Genomic DNA, 17,157 nt, shown 5'->3' with positions numbered 1-17,157 from the left:
TTGGTGCGTCAAGTCACACCCGTGCCCCTTCCCCGGAACGATCCGCACGTCAGAGGGTGCCGTCCTCCGCTCGGCCCTGCGCGGCGCGTTCGGCGACGCGCCGTTCGACCCCGTCCAACAGCCATGCCAGGGCCCGTTCGAAGACCCGCACGGGCTCGTAGGGGTCCCGGAGACGTTCGATGGCCTCGAAACGGCCGGCCTCGATCCGATGCGTGGTCAGGTAGCCCTCCTGGATCGTGGCGAAGGAGCGCCCTTCGGGATCGACCCAGCCTCGGGCGCGGTCGGCCTCGATCACCTTGGCGACGTGCCCCTGGACGAGACCGTCGACGGCCTCCACCACGGCGAGGGCCTCCTCGGCGTCGAGCCCGGTGCCGTCGAAGACGCGGATGGCCGAGTCGGTCCACGCGAAGGCGTGGGGGCCGATGAACGGGCCGGAGGTGATCTCGACCAGCCAAGGGTGCGCGCGGAAGGAGGCCAGGTCCTCACGGGCCCAGGCCTGGACCTTCTCCCGCCAGGTGCCCGGGCGGGTGTGCGGGAGCGGCGCCTGACCGGTCATCTCGTCGACCATCAGGGCCAACAGGGCGGCCTTGTCGGGCACGTAGGTGTACAGGGTGGCGGCGCCGACGTCCAAGTGGGCGGCGACCTTGCGCATCGACAGCGCCTCGACGCCCTCGGACTCGGCGACGACCATGGCCGCCTCCACCACGCGCTGGACGGTGAGCCGGTGGCGGGGCCCGCGTTTGGGCCGACCGAGACCGGTCCACAACAGGTCCAGCGTGGCCTCGACGCTCTTTCGTGCGGTACTCACCCGACATCCCCCTTTGCCAAAACTCCGTACACTGTTCTACATTAATCGAACAGTGTACGGAGTTCATTGGAGCACTCATGTCCCCACCGGGAACCCCCCGTCTACGCGAGGACCTGATCCGGATCGGGTCACTGGTCGTGGTGTTCGCCCTGACCGGCGTGGCCGCGTACGCGCTCATCGACCTGTTCTCCACCACGCCCGACGCACCCCTGGGGACGGCGGTCCGCTCGACCGCGTTCGTCCTGGTGATCCTGCCGATGGTGTGGGCGCTGTGCCGCACCGCCGGGCGCACCCTGTCCTCGATCGGCCTGAGCACCCCGGGACGGGCCTGGCCGCCACTGGTGACCGCCGCCCTGAGCGCCTGGTCCGTGTCCGCCCTCGTCGTGGGCGCCGCGCTGATCACCGGCAACGCCACCCTCGACACCGCGGCCCTGCTCCCGGCCCTCCTCTGGGCCCTGCTGCTCGCCCCGCTGATGACGCTCGCGCAGATCCTGCCCGAGGAACTGGTCTTTCGCGGCTACGTCCAGCACATGCTCGGGTTCCACCTCTCACAGGTAGCCGTGATCCTCGTCCAGACCGTCCTGTTCGCGGGCGCGGTGTCCATGTCCATGGGGTCCGCCGACGCACTCCTCGACCTCGTCCTCCTCGGTGTCCTCACCGGCCTGTTGCGCATGACCACCGGCGGGGTCTGGGCCGGGGTGGGCGTGCGTCTGGCCCTGACCGCCACCGCCATCGTGCTGCACGGCGTCGACCTCTCCTTCGGTGCCGGCTCCGGGGCCTGGAACCTGGGGGTGAACATGGGCGGTGCCTTCGCCGCCTACCTGGCGATCCGGTTCCTGTTCGCGGCCCGCCCCGAACTCACTCGGGTACCGGCGGAGCAGGACGCCCTGCCACGTCGACGGATCCCCGTGCGCGGCGTCATGTACGACGTCGGTTCCGGCTACGTGCCCGGACAGAACTCACGCGAGCGCTGGAACCCCGAGGTGGTCCGCGAGGAGATGCGCGTCATCCACGAGGACCTGCACTGCACCACCGTGTCCCTGTTCGGTCAGGACCTGGACCGCCTGGAGCAGGCCGCCCGCTTCGCCCTGGCCCAGGGGCTGGACGTGTGGCTGCAACCCCGTTCCCTGGACGCCCGCCACGACGAACTCGTCGAACACGTGGGCCGGGCCGCCGAACTCGCCGGGCGACTCATCGAGGAGTACCCCGACCGGGTGGTGCTCAACGTGGGCTGCGAACTCACCATCCTCAACCGTGACATCATCCCCGGCCGCGACATGAGACGCCGGACGATGGCCCTGTACGTGTTCGGGATGCTGCCCTCCTACTACAACCACCGGCTGAACAGGGTCTTGCGCCGGTTGGTCGCCGCCGCCCGCGAGGAGTTCCCGGGCCCGCTCACCTACGGTTCGGGCACCTGGGAGACCGTGGACTGGACGCCCTTCGACATCATCGGAGTGGACTACTACCTCGACGAGCTCACCCGCGGCTCCTACCGGCAGGGGCTGCGCGCCCTGAACCGGCTGGGCAAACCGGTGGTGGTCACCGAGTTCGGCTGCTGCTCCTACCGGGGCGCCGAGACCCTGGGCGGCTCGGGCGCCGACATCCTGGACTGGCGCGACCTGGACGATCGGAGGGTACGGGGGAACCCGGTCCGTGACGAAGGCGTCCAGGCCGACATGATCGAGCGGCTCATCGACGTGTACGAAACCGAGGACGTGCACGGCGCGTTCCTGTGCATGTTCGTCGAGGGCGACTGCCGCTACTCCCCCGACCCCACCCGCGACTGCGACATGGCGAGCTTCGGGATCGTGCGCCCGCCAGCCCTGGAGTCGGGTCTGTCCCCCGACGACGGACACTGGGAACCCAAGGAGGGCTTCCACGCCCTGGCCCGCCGCTACGGAGCCGACGTCCCTTCCACAGCGGACCGGGGCTGAGGCCTTCAGCCACGCAGTTCGCGCTTGAGGATCTTGCCCGAGGCGTTGCGGGGCAGCTCCGTCACCACCCGCACCGCCTTGGGCACCTTGAACGGGGCCAGCCGCTCCCGAACGTGTTCGACGAGAGCGTCCGGAAGCCTGTCGGTGTCGGCTCCGGGCGCGGGCACCACGAAGGCGGTCACCGCCTCGATCCACTTCTCGTCGGGCACGCCCACCACCGCGGCCTCGGCCACCTGCTCGTGGGCGAAGAGCACGTCCTCGATCTCCCTGGAGGCCACCATCACGCCGCCGGTGTTGATGACGTCCTTGATCCGGTCCACGATCTCGATGTAGCCCTCGGTGTCGGCGCGCACCAGGTCACCGGAGTGGAACCAGCCGCCTCGGAACGCCTCGGCGGTCTCCTCCGGCTTGTCCCAGTACCCCTGGCACAGCTGTGGGGATCGGAAGACCAACTCGCCCAACTCTCCCGGGGCGACGTCGCGGTCCTGCTCGTCGACCACCCGAAGTTCCACGAACAGGACGGATCGTCCGGCGGAGGCGGGGCGGTCGACGTGCTCCTCGGGGCGCAGCACGGTGGCCAGCGGTCCGATCTCGCTCTGCCCGAAACAGTTGTAGAACCCCAGTTCGGGAAGGGTCGTCCGGAGTTTCTCCAGGACCGGTCCGGGCATGATCGAGGCCCCGTAGTAGGCCTTGCGCAGGCTGGACAGGTCGCGGTCGGTGAACTCGGGATGGCCGGCCAGGGCGACCCACAGGGTGGGCGCGGCGAAGAACGCGCCGTGGCGGTCGGTCTCGATCCGACGCAGCAGGTCGGTGGGGTCGGGCGCCTCCACCAGGGTGTTGGTGGCGCCCACCGCCAGCCAGGGCATGAGGAAGACGTGCATCTGGGCGCTGTGGTAGAGCGGCATCGCGTGCAGCGGGTCGTCGTCGGCGTCCAGGTCCAGGGCGACCAGGCACGACAGATACTCGTGGACCAGGGCGCGGTGCGTCATCATGGCGCCCTTGGGCCGTGAGGTGGTCCCGGAGGTGTAGAGCAACTGCACCAGGTCGGTGTCGACGACCTCCACGTCCAACACCGGGACCGGACCCTCCGTGGCGTCGGCCAGCAGTGATCCGGCACCGCCGCGCAGCTCCAGCACCTGTTCGATCCCGGTGCGCGCACGCAGCCCGTCCACCGCGGAGCGCAGCGCCGGGTCGGCCAGCACCATGCCGCTGCCGGACTGTTCGAGCAGGTAGGCCAGTTCCTCGCCTTGGAGGGCGAAGTTGATGGGCACGTGCACCAAGCCGGCACGGGCGCAGGCCAGGTAGCCGATGAGGTAGGCGTCGGAGTTGCGCCCGTAGGCGGCGATCCGGTCGCCCTTGGTCGCGCCCAGGCCCAGGAGGCGGGCGGCGGCGCGGGTGACCGCGTCGTCGAGTTCGGTGTAGGTCCAGGTACGGTCCTCGAAGACCAGGGCGGTGCGGTCGGGGGTTCTCGCGGCACTGCGGTGGAGGATGTCGTCCACGCGGCTGGAGGTGGTCGAAGTGGTCATGGCACCTGCTCTTCCCAAGGTCGCGGCCCGAGGGTCGGGGCCGTCGGCACGGACCCCATCCTGTTGTCCCCCCGACCCCGTTCGCAAGGGTCGAGGTGTCAGGACGCTCCGACCTCGGAACGGGCCCGGCTCGCCTGATACGGGGTCGTCCACAGGCGGGACATTCGCTCTTGCGGTGGGGTGTCCCATCGTCATACCTTTTTGCCTGGTTCAGCGGGTTCGACGGAGTGGGAGCGGCATGAGGATCCTTGTGGTGGGCGCCGGGGCGGTCGGCGGGTACTTCGGTGCTCGGCTGGTCAAGGCCGGGCGGGACGTCGACTTCCTGGTGCGACCGGCCCGAGCCGAGGTGCTCCGCGAGCGGGGTCTGGTGCTGCGCACGGTGGAGGGCGAGACCGAGAGCGTGCCCGTGCGCGCCGTCACCGCGGCCGAGCTCACCCCCGAGTACGACGTGGTCCTGTTGGCGGTGAAGTCCTACGGGCTGGAGGGGGCCGTGGCCGACCTGGCCGGGGCGGTGGGGCCGCGGACCGTCGTGGTGCCCTTCCTCAACGGCATGCGGCACCTGGACGTGCTCACCGAACGCTTCGGCGAGGACCGTGTCTACGGCGGAGTGAGCATGGTGATGACCCGGCTGGGTGAGGCCGGGGAGATCGTCGAGGTCGGCAAGATGGGCGAGCTGATCTACGGTCCGCTGGGGTCGAGCCCCGTGGTGGGACTCGACCAGGTGCACAAGGCCCTGGACGGGGTCGGTTTCACCGCTCGGGCGGCCGAGGACATCCGTCAACGGATGTGGGACAAGTGGGTGTTCCTGGCAAGTCTGGGCGCCGCGACCTGCCTGATGCGCGCCCCCATCGGCCGGGTCAACCGGGCCCCGGGCGGCGCGGAGTTCAGCGCCGCGGTGTTCGCCGAGGCGATGGCTGTGGCCACCGCCGCCGGGTTCCCACCGAGTGAACACATCCGGGCCTTCGCCGAGAAGACCATCGGTGACACCGAACGCGAGACGTCCACGTCCATGTACTGGGACCTGACCCATGACAACCCGGTGGAGGGCGACCACATCGTCGGTGACCTGGTGGGGCGGGGCCGGGAACTGGGTGTGCCCACTCCACTGTTCTCGCTGGCCCACACGCACCTGAGCGTGTACTCGGCCGGCCGTGGCGACCTTTTCGCGAACCCACAGCACTGACGACGTCACCCTTGGTAGTTTTCCTCTGTTCGGCGCACCCCGCCCGGACGCTCCGAGGAGAGGATGACCCCATTGGGTACGCCCCGTGCACAGTCGGCACAGCACCTGCCCGAGATCCACGCCGACCTGGGCCGGCTTCGCGCGACCGTCGCCGCCGCCCTCGACGAGGAACTGCACGCCCTGGTCGACCTCCGCGCCTCCCTGCTCAACGGCTGCACGTTCTGCGTCGACATGCACACCGACACGGCGCTGAAGGCCGGCGTGTCCGCGCAACGCGTGACCCTGGTCGCCGCCTGGCGCGAGGCGGGCGACCACTTCAGCGAGGCCGAACGCGCCGTCCTGGAGGTCGTGGACGCCCTCACCCGGCTCGGCGAGAACGGTCTGGCGGACGATGTCTACGCGCGGGCCGCCGAGCATCTCTCGGAGCGGGAGATGGTCGCCCTCATCACCGCCGTCGGTCTGATCAACCTCTACAACCGTTTGGGGGTGGGCACCGCGCTGACCCCGCCCGTTCGCTGACACCGGGGCGTCCGGCGGGGCCGGCGGCCCCGCTCACGCGGGCCTGCGCCCCCACACGGAGTAGGTCAGGCAGGAGCAGGCCCGGAACGTGGGATCGGCCAACAGCGCGCGCACCCGGGCGAGGTCCTCGTCCGTCATGCCCTCGCGCACGAAGGCGTCGCGCAGGTGCCGGGTGTGGTGGGAGATGAGGTGCACGCCCGGGGAACCGGCGTCCCACAGTTCCACGTGCGGGCGCGGATCGACGTCGACCAGGCCGGCCCGGCGCATCGCCTCACCGGCGTGGCGCCCCCAGGCCGGGTCGGCGCCGGCCCGGCGCATCAGCGCGACCTTCGCCGCCAGGAACCTCTCGTACAGCGCCCCGGCCTCGGAGTCCGGCATGAGCAGGGACGGCCCGTAGTCGATGTCGAATTCGTCCAGTTGCAGTACCCCGCCCGGTTTGAGGGCGCGCACCAACCGGTCCAACACCTCCAGGCGTTCGGGCAGGTGCAACAGCACCAGACGCGAGTGGATCAGGTCGAAGGCGGCCTCCGGCAGCGGGTCGCGGGTGACGTCGTGCCGCAGGACCCGCAGTCCTTCGGCGGGGGCGATGTGGTCGGGCTTGATGTCGGTGGCCACAACCTCACCGCCCGGGGCGACCCGCCGAGCCAACCAGTGGGCGACACCGCCTCCCCCGGCGCCCACCTCCAGGCAGCGCCATCCGGGTCCGACCCCGGTCTCGGCGAGCCTGCGGGTGGTCAGGGGGTCGTAGGCGGCGGCCAGGAACCGGTGCTGGTCGCCGGCGTTCTCGTTGTGGTTGTCGAAGACGTAACCGGCTTCGGCGGGAACGGTCTGTGTCACTTGGGGTCTCCTGAGAGTACGGTCGGTCGGTCTCGCACCGCGTCGGCCGCCATCCGGGTCAGGGTGGAGGTGCACGTCTTCCCGGTCGGGCCGAGCGGTAGCGCGGGCAGGAACAGCACGTGTTCGGGCAGAGCCCGAACGTCCATCCCGTGCCGGTCGCGCAGGTGGAGGATCAGTTCGCGGGGCGTGGGCGGATCCACGCCGGGTAGCGAGCAGACGCAGGCGCACATGCGTTCGCCCAGGTCGGGGTCGGGTACGGGCACGCACTGCGCCTCGGCCAGCGCGGGGTGGGCGACCAGGGCACGCTCCACCTGTGCGGGGAAGAGGGTGACACCCCCCCGGATCACCGTGCGGCGCAGCCGGTCCACGACCCACAAGGTGCCGTCCTCGTCCAGACGCCCGACGTCGCCGGTGCGGACCCAACCGTGGGCTGTGCGCCCGCGCGCGTGGAGTTCGGGTGCGCCGACCTGGCAGAGGGGCGTCATCGGCCCCCGGGCCAGGATCTCGCCGTCCCGCCCCGCCGGCAGGGGACGCCCTCGCGGATCGCACACCCGGATCTCGGTGACCTCGGGGTCGGGTCGACCGGCCATGCCCGGTTCCCATCGGTCGGGGTCGTGCGCGGTGTGGCAGTTCACCCCGTCCGTGGAGCCGTAGACGTTGATCACGGGCCGGCCGAAGCGCTCCCGGCACAGGTCCAGAACGTCCCGGTGCAGAGGCGCCCCGCTGGCCACCAGGGCCCGCAGCGACGAGGTATCGACGCCCTCTTCCACCAGGGCGATGCGGCGCAGCATCGTGGGCACGCCGATCACGTGGGTGGGCCGGTGGCGTTCGATGGAGCGCAGCGCGGCCACGGGATCGAAGCGTCCCGGAACGATCAGGGTCGCCCCGAGCCGGATCAGGGACACGATGCCCAACGAACCGAAGGACGAGGCCAGGGGGACCGGGATCAGCGCTCGGACGGGGCCGGCGCCGCCCAGTAGCGCCCGCGCGTAGTTGCCCCGTCCCCCGGCCATGGCGTCGTGGGAGTAGGCGACCATGCCCGGTGCGCCCTCCGATCCCGAGGAGACGAGGATGCGGGCGGGCGAGTCGGAGTCGGGCCGCGCCGGTTCGGGAACCGGCGTGTGCGCGAACGGGCCGTTCGTGTCCAGTCCCCCGGTGTCGACGCACCAGTGGGAGGTCCGTCCCAGGTCGTCGACCCGACCGGTGTCGGTGACCACCAGCCTTGCGCGGGACCGCTCCACCAGGGAGAGCACGTCGGCCCGGGAGCGCCCGTAGGGGATCGGGAGGGCGACCGCGCCCAGGGCGGCGATGCCGAGTTCGACGGCGATCGCGTCCCGGCCGTCGGGCAGCAGCACCGCGACGACGTCGCGTTCACCGCACCCGTGAACGGTCAGGGCCGCGGCGGCCCGGCCGGCCCGCGCGGCCAGCCCCGCGCGGTCCAGGGCGCCGTGGGCGTCCACGATCGCCTCGCGCCCGGGGTCCGCACGCACGGTGTCCAGGAACAGGGAGTACAGGTCCCGTCCCGGGCATGTCCCCTCTTGGACCCATCGTTCACGGAGGCCGGCGGGTACGAGGTCGGGCAGGGTCATGCCCGCCGAGGAGGTCCAGGTCATCGCGGCGCCTCCCCGTCCAGGGGCGCGAACGTCCAGGGCGCGCGGGGCAGGGCGACCCCGTGCTCCCGGGTGAACGCCTCGGGGAAGTTCCGGGCGACGGTTTCCGGGTCCGCGACCGGCGGCGTGCCGTGCCCGGTCGAACCGGCACGGCCGCGACCGGCCCACCGGAGCAGGCGGGCGGCGTCGACCAGCGCCGTGCGGCCGGCGACACCGGCACCCGTGCGGGCACGTAGCAACAGTCCGGCCAGGGCGGCCTCGGCCGCCAGCAGGGCGCCGAGCACGTCGGTGAGGGTGACCAGGGAGGGAGCAGGGCCGGTGTCGTCGTCGGCCAGCAGGTGGGCGATCCCGCCGTGGGCCTGGATCGAGAAGTCGGTGGCCGGAGCCCCCGGGGCGGGTTCCTCACCGGCCCAACCCTCGGCGTGGACGTGCACCAGACCCGGGGCACGAGCCGTGAGGTCGTCGACGCCCAGCCCGAACCGTTCGGCCCGGCCGGGTGGCCAGTTGTAGAGCAGAACGTGCCCCCGCGCCGCCCACTCGCCCGCCGCGCGACGGCCCTCGGTGCTCCTCAGGTCGCACTCGACCGCGTCCTTGCCCCGATTGAACGCGGCGAAGCGGGCCGAGAGCCCTCCCGCCAGGGGTGGCACCCCGCGCATGGGATCACCGCCCGGCGGTTCGACGCGCACCGTCTCGGCGCCCAATAGGGTCAGCGCCAGCCCCGCCAAGGGGCCCTGGACCCGGTTGGTGGCCTCCACCAGGCTCAGCCCGGACAGGGGCGCGGTCCCGTTGCCCGGCCACGAGGGCAGGGGCGGGCCGGGCGTGGCGTCCAGGTCGCGTAGTCGGCCGGGTGAGGAAGGTCCCTCCTCGGTGTTCTCCCCCGGTGAGCGCAAGGGGACGGCCCCCACCGCGCACTCTCGGGCGATGTCGCGCACGACCGCGAACGACCGTGCGGCGAGGGTGTCGAACAGCGCCTCGGGCAGCGGACACACCGCGGTGGCGAAGCGTCGTTGGAATGGTGCCCACCCTGCGGCGATCGCCTCCATGGGTGCGCCCGACGTCCGCCAGAACAGGAGCCACGCCTCGGGATCGAGGGTCTCGACCTCGAAGCGGACCCCGTCCGAGGAACGGAACGGCGGTGCCTGCCCCGGGTGCTCTTGCGGCGGTGTCCCCCGTGTCGCGGTGGCCTCGGCGACGTAGGGGGCGACTGCCATCAACGCCGCCCCGGCCACCGACACCGACCCCCGCAGCGCCGGTCCACCGCGCTCCAGGGTCAGTTTCGTCGCCAGCACCGCCTGCACCGCGAGCACGCCCGCGCACACCGACGCGTAGTCGATCGGCAGGAACCGGTCGCGGCCCCGCGCACGGCCGTGCAGGTGGGCCAGACCGCACGCGGCCTGGACGTCGCGTTCGCCGTACAGGGGCACCGAAGGGGTCGACCACGTGATGTCGCAGCCCGCGGGCGGTCCCGCGGGGCCTGCGGGGCCGGGGAGCAGGTCGATCCGTCCGGCGGACCCGGGGTCGGGCGGGGCCTCGCCCACCCGTTCGACCGCACAGCCCAGTTCCCGCAACCGGGAGATCGCCACGCGTACCGGCACCGTGTCGCCCACGGCCCGCACCGTGGTCCCCGTCAACGGTGCCGCGACGGCCGCCGTCGCGGTCACGTCCACCGCCCCGTCCCACGGCCTCCGAAGGATAGGCCCAGTTTCTCCCGCAACGCGCCCCGCCGTACCTTGCCGGTCCCGGTGCACGGCAGTTCGTCCCAGGTGAGGACCATCGGGTCGGCCATCGTCGGCAGGTCCTCGACGGCCTTCTTCCACTCCCCCGGGTCCAGGGTCCCGTCCTCGGTGGCCAACACCGGGACGGGCGGCCCCTCGGCGACGCCGAGCACGACGCATTCCAGTACCCGGGGGAGTCGCTCGTCGACGACGTCCTCGATCTCCAGGCAACCTCCCTCGGTCAGGCCGTCCACCTCACGGTCCACCAGGCGGACCGCGCCGGTGCGGTCGATGGAGCCGATGTCGCCGGTGTTCCACCAAGAGCCCACGAGCTTGTCCCGCCAGCGCCCCTCCTCCCCGACGTAGCCCAGGCACAGGGCTTCGGTACGGCAGAACAGCAGGCCCTCCTCCCCGGCCGGGAGGGGGCGCAGGGTGCGGGGGTCCACGGCGCGCAACCGGGTCCGGCCCGGGATCGGTCGCCCCAGGTCGCGGGTGGTGGCGCCGACACCCTGACGTCGGGACAGCGACCGGCGGGTGAAGAAGCGGAAGGTCAGCGGTCCCGTCTCGCTCTGGCCCCATCCCTGCATCCACACCGGGAACCGGCGTTCGCTGGCGTCGAGGAACGTGCGGACGGTGGAGGGGTGCACGGCGTCGAAGGTGCTGACGAACAGCCGCACCCGTCGTAGCCCCTCCCGTGGTCCCTCCTGGCCGAGGTGGCGCTGCCAGCGCGCCAGGGTCGCGGGTTGGGCCTCCAGGACGGTGGGTCGGTGCAGGCGCAGCGCGGGCCCGGCTTCCTCCAGGTCCGGTGAGGTGATCGCCGAGAGCGCGTCGGGGAACAGCCACAGCACCCCGGCGGTCCAGGCCAGGGCGCGGCCGTGGGCGAAGGAGATCGAGGAGGTGACGGTGTCGTCGCGGCGGCTGCCCAGGATCGGCCACCGGTGGGATTCGAACCCGGCCAACCTGCGCATGAGGGTTCGGGTGGAGTGCACGGCCAGTTTCGGTACACCGGTGGTGCCGGAGGTGTGCATGATCGTCAGTGGGGCGTCCAGGTGCGGGCGGCGCGGTGGGGGCGCGGTGCCCCCGCGCACGTCGTCGAGGGTGAGCGCGCCCTCGACGTCCCCGTCCACCACCAGGGTCCGGGCGGCGTGGAGCGAGGGGTCGTGTCCGGCGTCCCTCGCGCCGAGCAGCAGGGCGGTGTCGGTGACCAGCAGCGCCGGTTCCGACCTCCGGAGCAGGGTCGCCAGGGCCGACGGCGCCAGGTGGGCCGACAGCGACACGGGAACCGCTCCCATGCGCGCGGCGGCGCAGGCGAGCAGGACGTAGTCCCAGTGGTTGCGTTTGGCGATGGCGACGCGGTCGCCCGATCGGACCCCGGCCTGGGCGAACCATCCACAGATCCGATGGACCAGGGTGCGGGCACCCGGCACGTCGAGTTCGACGCCCGCTTCCGGGGCGATGTCCAGGGGCCGGCTCAGGCGCACGGCGGTGGTGGACCCGCGCATGGTCAGGTCGTCGAAGAGGGTGCCCAGGTGGATGGGTTTGCTCGGTATCACGTTGCCTCGATCGGAGTGGGTTCGCGGGTCGCGGTGAGGAAGGCGAAGACGCGTTCGGCCGCCGTGTAAGCCGACGCCACCGCCCCCTCACTGCAGGGTCGAGAGGAGATCCAGTCCCCCGCGTAGTCGACGGCCGCCAGGGGACGGTCGACGAAGGCGGGGCGCGCGGACATCGTTCGTGGTTCGGGCAGGGGCAGACCGTGCCGGAAACGGTGCGTGACCGCCCCGCGCACGCGCGCCCCCGCACCGGGCAGGTAGCGTTCGACCCTTGCCAGGAATCGCCGGGTCACCTCCTCGTCGGGGGCGTCGAGCAGGTCCCGCGCCGCCGTGGGGGTGGCGATCAGCGAGATCAGGCCTCGCCCCCGCGGCGCCCGTCCGGGATGTTTGGCGTGGTCGATGGTGACCACCCCGATCAGGGGGTCGTCGGGCACCAGGTGGGCGAAGCCTCGGCGGGCACCGCGCGGGGACAGTGGGGCGTCCAACATCAGGGACAGTCGGAGCATCGGCGCGTACCCACAGGCCGCCAGGTACTCGTGTTCGACCGTGGGCGCGTCCGGGTACAGGCGCGCGGCGACGGGGGCGGGCACGGCCAGGACGACCGCCCGTGCGGTGAGCGCGCCTCGCGGTGAGTCCAGGCGTACCCCGTCCGGGCCGGGGGCCACCGCGGTGACCGGGTGGTCGGTGCGCACGTCGAGCCGGGCGGCCAGGGCCCGGGGAAGGGTGTCCATCCCGTCCCGGTAGGTGCGCCAGGTCGCGGTGCTTCCGGAGGCCACCAGGTGTGCGGCGAAGGGCGCGGCCACCGCCCGGTCCGCGGGCCAGCCGAAGAACCCCGCCGCCAGGGGACCCAACAGCCGTTCGCGCAACTGCGGGTGATGAGGGCGGAGCAGGTCGGCGATGGTCGTCTCCCCCGGCCCGGCCCTCTCGGGGTGCTCGGGGTCCAGGCCCGCCCGGCCCAGGCTCAGTTGCAGACGCGCCAGGTCCCAGCGGGCGCGCGGGGACAGGCCCATCCCGGTGAGCAATCCCAGGGGGCGCCCCGCGTGCCGATGGGATCGCCCCCTCCACCTCACCGACAGGGCGTCGCGTACCAGGGGGATCGCCTCGGGGTCGCCGTCGAGCCCCATCGCCCGGATGAGCCGCCAGGTCGCCGGGTAGGCGTCGGCCGACGGAATCATCTCGGCGCCGGTGTCGATGAGGTGGCCCTCGGTGCGCAGGGTGCGTGTCCGTCCGCCCACGGCGTCGGCGGACTCCAGGACCCGGACGCCGCGCCCCGCCCCGGCCAACAGGTGCGCCGTCGCCAACCCGGCGGGACCGGCGCCGACCACCGCCACGTCGATCGGTGTGTTCACGACGCCCCCATGAGGAAGGCGGCGATCAGGTTGGCGCCGATGAGCAGGACGACCGTGACGCGGTGGGTGTGGATGGCCATGCGTCGCGCCCGCAGGATGTCGCCGAGGACGAACCCGATGAAGAGCTGGGTCACGCGCAGCGCGATGACGGGCAGCAGGGCGAGGGGGAACCACCAGGGCGCGATGCCGACCAGATGCGATGCGGTGACCAGCAGGGTCTCCACCGCGGTGAGCGCGATGATGAAGATCGAGTTGACGCGCGGCGAGACCATCGTGGCGACGGTGATCCGTCCGGCGGCCCGGTCCCCGTCGGCGTCGTTGGTGTTGGAGTACAGGCCGAAGATCATCGGGCCGCCACCGAAGATCAACGCCTGGACGACGACGAACCCGTCGACGTGCCCGATGAGCAGCCCGTAGGGCACCAGGATCCACCCCACGCCCAGGCCGACGAGGAAGATCTCCTGGAAACCCCGGTAGCTGATCTTCAGTCCCCAGGAGTACTGGACCGACGCGACCAGGCACAGGGCGGCGCCGATGACGGCCCACAGCGGCCGGTGCGGGGCCAGCGCCACCACCAGGGTCCACAGGGCGACGCTCGCGACGGTCGCCACCCGCCCGAAGCGCAGTGCCTGGGGCTCGGTGAGCGTCCCGGCGACCAGGGGTTTGCGGGCCAGTCGGCGGCGGGCCGCGTCGGAACCGTAGTTGGCGGCGTCGGAACCGTCCCGGTGGCCGGTGACGTCGTCGAAGGCGACCATGGCGGCCACCACCGCGATCTCGGCGACCAGGATCAGCAGGAGGAACCCGATCGTGTCGACGCGCATGCCCAACAGGGGCAGCGTCAGGGCGAACACCAACGGCAGACCGATGTAGTAGTCGACGATGTCGAGCTTGGCCAGCCGGGCGTAGGTCCCCAGGGTGGGCCTTGGCGGGGCCGCCGAACCGGTGAGGGTTTCGGGGGTGGGCGACTCGGAGGGCGCGCTCACTTGGTCGGTCATCGTGTTCTCGGGGCGACCACTCCGGCGTGGGCCGGGGAGGGCGCCCCTGCCTCCTTCTTGCTGGTGTGGGCTCCGGAGCATGTCCGCGGAGAGGCCCCTCCGATCGGAGGGGCCTCCTGTGGGGGTGGGTCCCGTCAGCGGTTCCGCGTGTGGACGAACGACCGAACGGCCTCGACCACGTGTTCGACGCGGGCGTCGCTCAGGTGCGGGTACAGGGGCAGGGAGATGTTGCGGCGAGCCGCCTCCCGTGCCCGGGGCCAGGTTCCGTCGGGTCGGGCGTGGGGGGCGAAGGCCGGCTGTTCGGGCAGGATCCGCGGGTAGTAGACGTGGGCGGCGACCCCTTCGGCGGCCAGGTGGTCGCGCAGTCCCTCACGGTCCTCGCACAGAAGCGTGTAGACGTAGGGGAATCGGCCGTCCCCGCCCACGGGCGGCGCGACGATCCCGGCGTCGGCCAGGTCGGCCAGGCGTTCGGAGTAGTACGAACAGATCGCGGTGCGGCGGTCGATCCGTTCGGTGAGGCCCGCCAGGCGGTGCTGCTGGAAGGCGGCCATCACCTCGTCGAAGCGACTGTTGTGGCCGACGTGGTGGTGCAGGAAGCGGTTGCGGCCGTCCTGACCGTGGTTGCGCGACATACGCACCCGTTCGGCGAGGTCGGTGTCGTCGGTGAGGACCACGCCGCCCTCACCCGGCATCCCGAAGACCTTGACCTGAACGAAGGAGTACACACCGGCGTCGCCCCACCGGCCGGCCGGACGGCCCGCGAGCACGCCTCCCTGGGCGAGCGCGGAGTCCTCCACGAGCCGTACCCCGACCTTGGTGGCCAGAGCGCGCAGACGCGGCATGTCGGCCATGACGGAGAACATGTGCGCGGGCATCAACGCCCGCGTCCGGTCGGTGACCAGGGCCTCCGCGTGCTCGGGGTCCATGGTCAGCGTGCGGGGGTCGATGTCGGCGAACACGGGGGTCGCGCCCTGGGACAGGACCGTGCTCGCCAGCGGCGCGCACCCGAAGGCGGGCACGACGACCTCGTCACCGGGCCCGATGCCCATGGCGGAGAGGATCAGGGTGAGGGCGGAGGTGCCGCTGGAGCAGGCCACGACGTCGGAGGCCCCCAGGCGGGCGCGCAGCGCGTCCTCGAACCGCGCGGTGCGCCGACCCAGGATGAACTTCTGCTCGGGGTCGGTACCGACCTCATGCAGCGCCCCCAGCAGGGCTTCGCGATCGGCTTCGAACAGGTCGGCCGGAAAGAAGGGGATGGTCTGTTCGGCGGTGACGGTCATCGCGTCCTCCCGGTGAGGAAGTGTTCGATCTCGTCGCAGACCCGGTCGACGTGGTCCCCGGTCAGGTCGGCGTACAGCGGTAGCGCCACGGCCGACCCGCACACCGACTCGGCACGGGGCAGGTCGCCGGGCCGGTATCCCAGATCGTCGAAGCACGGCTGCAGGTGCAGCGGGCGCGGGTAGTAGACCTCGGTGTCGATGCCCGCGGCCGTCAGGTGGGCGACGAGGCCGTCGCGGTCCTCCACCTCGATCAGGTACACGTAGACCACGCGTTCCTCGCCGGGGCGGGAGGGGGTGTCGCCGGGGACGGCCCGCACCCCCGGCAGTTCGCGCAACCGGTCGTCGTAGCGGCGCGAGAGCGCGGCGCGGTGGGCGATGTCCACGTCCAGGCGGGCGAGTTTGGCCAGCAGCACGGCGGCCTGGATGTCGTCCATCTTGCTGTTGCCGCCGGTGACGACCGTCGGGTTGGAGATCCCCGGGAACGCCGCCAGGGTGCGCCCGGACCGGCCGTGGTGGCGCAGCATCCGAGCGGTCTCGGCGATGGTGTCGTCGTCGGTGAGCAGCGCACCGGCGTCGCCGATGGCCCCCAGTGTCTTGGTGGGGAAGAAGGAGAGCACACCGCCGGCGCCGAGCAGGCCGGCGTGTACGTCGTTCGCGCGCATACCGATGGCCTCGGCGCTGTCCTCCACCACGGTGAGCCCGTGGGCGCGGGCGACGCGGCCCACACCGTCCATGTCGGCGAGACGGTCGAAGAGGTGGACGGGCATGACCATGCGGGTGCGCTCGGTGATGGCGGCCTCGACGGAGTCGGGGTCGATGCCGTAGCCGTGCTCCTCGATGTCGGCGAAGACGGGGACGCCACCGGCGTGCACCACGGCGGTGGCGGTGGCGACGAACGTGTAGGCGGGGACGATCACCTCATCGCCGGGGCTCAGCCCGGCGGCGCGCAGCAACAGCACGAGGGCGTCGGTTCCGGAGTTGACGCCGACGACGTGTCGGGCGCCGGTGAAATCCTCCAGGGCGCGCTCGAATTCGGCGACCATGGCGCCGTGGGAGAATTTACCGTCGTCCATGACGCGGACACAGTGGTGTTCGATCTCCGGCCACAGTCTTCGAAAGGACTCGGACTGGTCGAAGAAGGGCACACCCGTGTGCTCCCCGCCCCTTTCTCTGGGGGCCGGGGAGGAGAATGTCGTCTTCATGTCATTTTTCCTTGGGGCGGAGTCCGGCCGCGCGGGACGCGGCCGGACCGAAGGGGGTCGACGCCGCGGGGGTGTCAGACTCCCAGGAGGGGGATGTCGTTCTTGCCGAGGTGGTAGTCGCGGACCGCGGCGACCAGCTCGGTGACCGTGAGGGTTCCGTCACCGTCGGTGTCGATCTCACGGAAGGCCTCGTCGGACTGCTCCGGGGTCAGGCCGATGGCGGAGAACCACCGCTGCATCTCCACCGGGCTGATCTCGCCGTCACCGTCGGTGTCGATGATGGTCGTGATCGCCTGGATGGTCGGCTGCAGGACCTCGGAGAAGCCGGCGTCGCCCCTGCTGACGATCTCGCTCTCGGCGGCCCGGATGAAGTCCTCCTTGGACATCTCCTCGGTACCCGCGGCCTGCGCGAGACGGTCGAACAGGCCCTGGTAGGCGGCCCGGAGGGCGGCGGCACCGGGCGCGGAGGCGTCGACGCCGAAGCGCTCGATGATGCCCTCGAACTCCTGCTCGAAGTCCGAGCGCTCGATCACGCCGTTGCTGTTGTGGTCCCAGAGACGGAAGCGCTCTTCGAGACGGTCGTTGGCCTTGACGGCAGTCGTCATCTGTTCTCCTTCAATAATGAATGCGAGAAAACAAGGAGCTC

14 protein-coding genes are annotated in these 17,157 nt (G+C 71.8%); 3 read left to right on the top strand and 11 right to left on the bottom strand.

Going from position 1 to position 17,157, the window contains the following annotated elements; genetic code table 11:
• Positions 1–49 precede the first annotated feature (49 nt).
• Positions 50–808, bottom strand: coding sequence for a TetR/AcrR family transcriptional regulator (locus ACWGKS_RS20605; protein WP_358509693.1), 759 nt, complete (start codon positions 806–808; stop codon positions 50–52).
• A gap of 77 nt (positions 809–885) precedes the next feature.
• Between ACWGKS_RS20605 and ACWGKS_RS20600 the strand changes: the two genes are divergently transcribed.
• The gene (locus tag ACWGKS_RS20600; RefSeq protein WP_452523561.1) at positions 886–2,745 is read left to right on the top strand and encodes a CPBP family glutamic-type intramembrane protease; all 1,860 of its coding nucleotides are present in this window, start codon (positions 886–888) and stop codon (positions 2,743–2,745) included.
• Positions 2,746–2,750: 5 nt separating this feature from the next.
• Here the strand turns inward: ACWGKS_RS20600 and ACWGKS_RS20595 are convergent, their stop codons facing one another.
• Complete coding sequence (locus ACWGKS_RS20595; protein WP_452523559.1) at positions 2,751–4,271, bottom strand: fatty acyl-CoA synthetase; 1,521 nt, start codon at positions 4,269–4,271, stop codon at positions 2,751–2,753.
• A gap of 238 nt (positions 4,272–4,509) precedes the next feature.
• Here ACWGKS_RS20595 and ACWGKS_RS20590 point away from each other — a divergent pair, with 238 nt between their 5' ends.
• The gene (locus tag ACWGKS_RS20590; RefSeq protein WP_358509684.1) at positions 4,510–5,454 is read left to right on the top strand and encodes a ketopantoate reductase family protein; all 945 of its coding nucleotides are present in this window, start codon (positions 4,510–4,512) and stop codon (positions 5,452–5,454) included.
• Positions 5,455–5,526: 72 nt separating this feature from the next.
• The gene (locus ACWGKS_RS20585; RefSeq protein ID WP_358509681.1) at positions 5,527–5,973 is read left to right on the top strand and encodes a carboxymuconolactone decarboxylase family protein; all 447 of its coding nucleotides are present in this window, start codon (positions 5,527–5,529) and stop codon (positions 5,971–5,973) included.
• 33 nt (positions 5,974–6,006) lie between these two features.
• Here the strand turns inward: ACWGKS_RS20585 and ACWGKS_RS20580 are convergent, their stop codons facing one another.
• The 9 genes from ACWGKS_RS20580 to ACWGKS_RS20540 all read right to left on the bottom strand — a co-directional run bounded on the left by ACWGKS_RS20580 (position 6,007) and on the right by ACWGKS_RS20540 (position 17,116).
• Positions 6,007–6,810, bottom strand: coding sequence for a class I SAM-dependent methyltransferase (locus tag ACWGKS_RS20580; protein ID WP_358509679.1), 804 nt, complete (start codon positions 6,808–6,810; stop codon positions 6,007–6,009).
• Positions 6,807–8,423, bottom strand: coding sequence for a class I adenylate-forming enzyme family protein (locus tag ACWGKS_RS20575; protein WP_358509676.1), 1,617 nt, complete (start codon positions 8,421–8,423; stop codon positions 6,807–6,809). The genes ACWGKS_RS20580 and ACWGKS_RS20575 overlap by 4 nt, the downstream gene beginning before the upstream one ends.
• Positions 8,420–10,081 carry a CoA transferase gene (locus tag ACWGKS_RS20570; protein ID WP_452523556.1) on the bottom strand — a complete coding sequence of 554 codons (1,662 nt, stop codon included), beginning with the start codon at positions 10,079–10,081 and terminating at the stop codon, positions 8,420–8,422. Before ACWGKS_RS20570 ends, ACWGKS_RS20575 begins: the two co-directional genes overlap by 4 nt.
• Positions 10,078–11,688, bottom strand: coding sequence for a class I adenylate-forming enzyme family protein (locus tag ACWGKS_RS20565; RefSeq protein WP_358509670.1), 1,611 nt, complete (start codon positions 11,686–11,688; stop codon positions 10,078–10,080). The genes ACWGKS_RS20570 and ACWGKS_RS20565 overlap by 4 nt, the downstream gene beginning before the upstream one ends.
• A complete protein-coding gene (locus ACWGKS_RS20560; RefSeq protein WP_358509667.1) occupies positions 11,685–13,034 on the bottom strand; it encodes a protoporphyrinogen/coproporphyrinogen oxidase in 1,350 nt (449 codons plus the stop codon). Before ACWGKS_RS20560 ends, ACWGKS_RS20565 begins: the two co-directional genes overlap by 4 nt.
• On the bottom strand, positions 13,031–14,029 hold the full coding sequence (locus tag ACWGKS_RS20555; protein WP_358509664.1) for a UbiA family prenyltransferase: 999 nt from the start codon (positions 14,027–14,029) through the stop codon (positions 13,031–13,033). Before ACWGKS_RS20555 ends, ACWGKS_RS20560 begins: the two co-directional genes overlap by 4 nt.
• 134 nt (positions 14,030–14,163) lie before the next feature.
• A complete protein-coding gene (locus ACWGKS_RS20550; RefSeq protein WP_358509661.1) occupies positions 14,164–15,309 on the bottom strand; it encodes a DegT/DnrJ/EryC1/StrS family aminotransferase in 1,146 nt (381 codons plus the stop codon).
• On the bottom strand, positions 15,306–16,511 hold the full coding sequence (locus ACWGKS_RS20545) for a DegT/DnrJ/EryC1/StrS family aminotransferase (protein ID WP_358509658.1): 1,206 nt from the start codon (positions 16,509–16,511) through the stop codon (positions 15,306–15,308). The genes ACWGKS_RS20550 and ACWGKS_RS20545 overlap by 4 nt, the downstream gene beginning before the upstream one ends.
• 74 nt (positions 16,512–16,585) lie before the next feature.
• Positions 16,586–17,116: an EF-hand domain-containing protein gene (locus tag ACWGKS_RS20540; RefSeq protein ID WP_358509655.1), complete on the bottom strand. Its 531-nt coding sequence runs from the start codon at positions 17,114–17,116 to the stop codon at positions 16,586–16,588.
• Between the last annotated feature and the right edge of the window lie 41 nt (positions 17,117–17,157).

It is taken from the genome of Nocardiopsis sp. NPDC055879 (assembly GCF_053615935.1).
The sequence above is the reverse complement of the archived record's forward strand: the minus strand, read 5'-3'. Positions and strand labels throughout refer to the sequence as shown.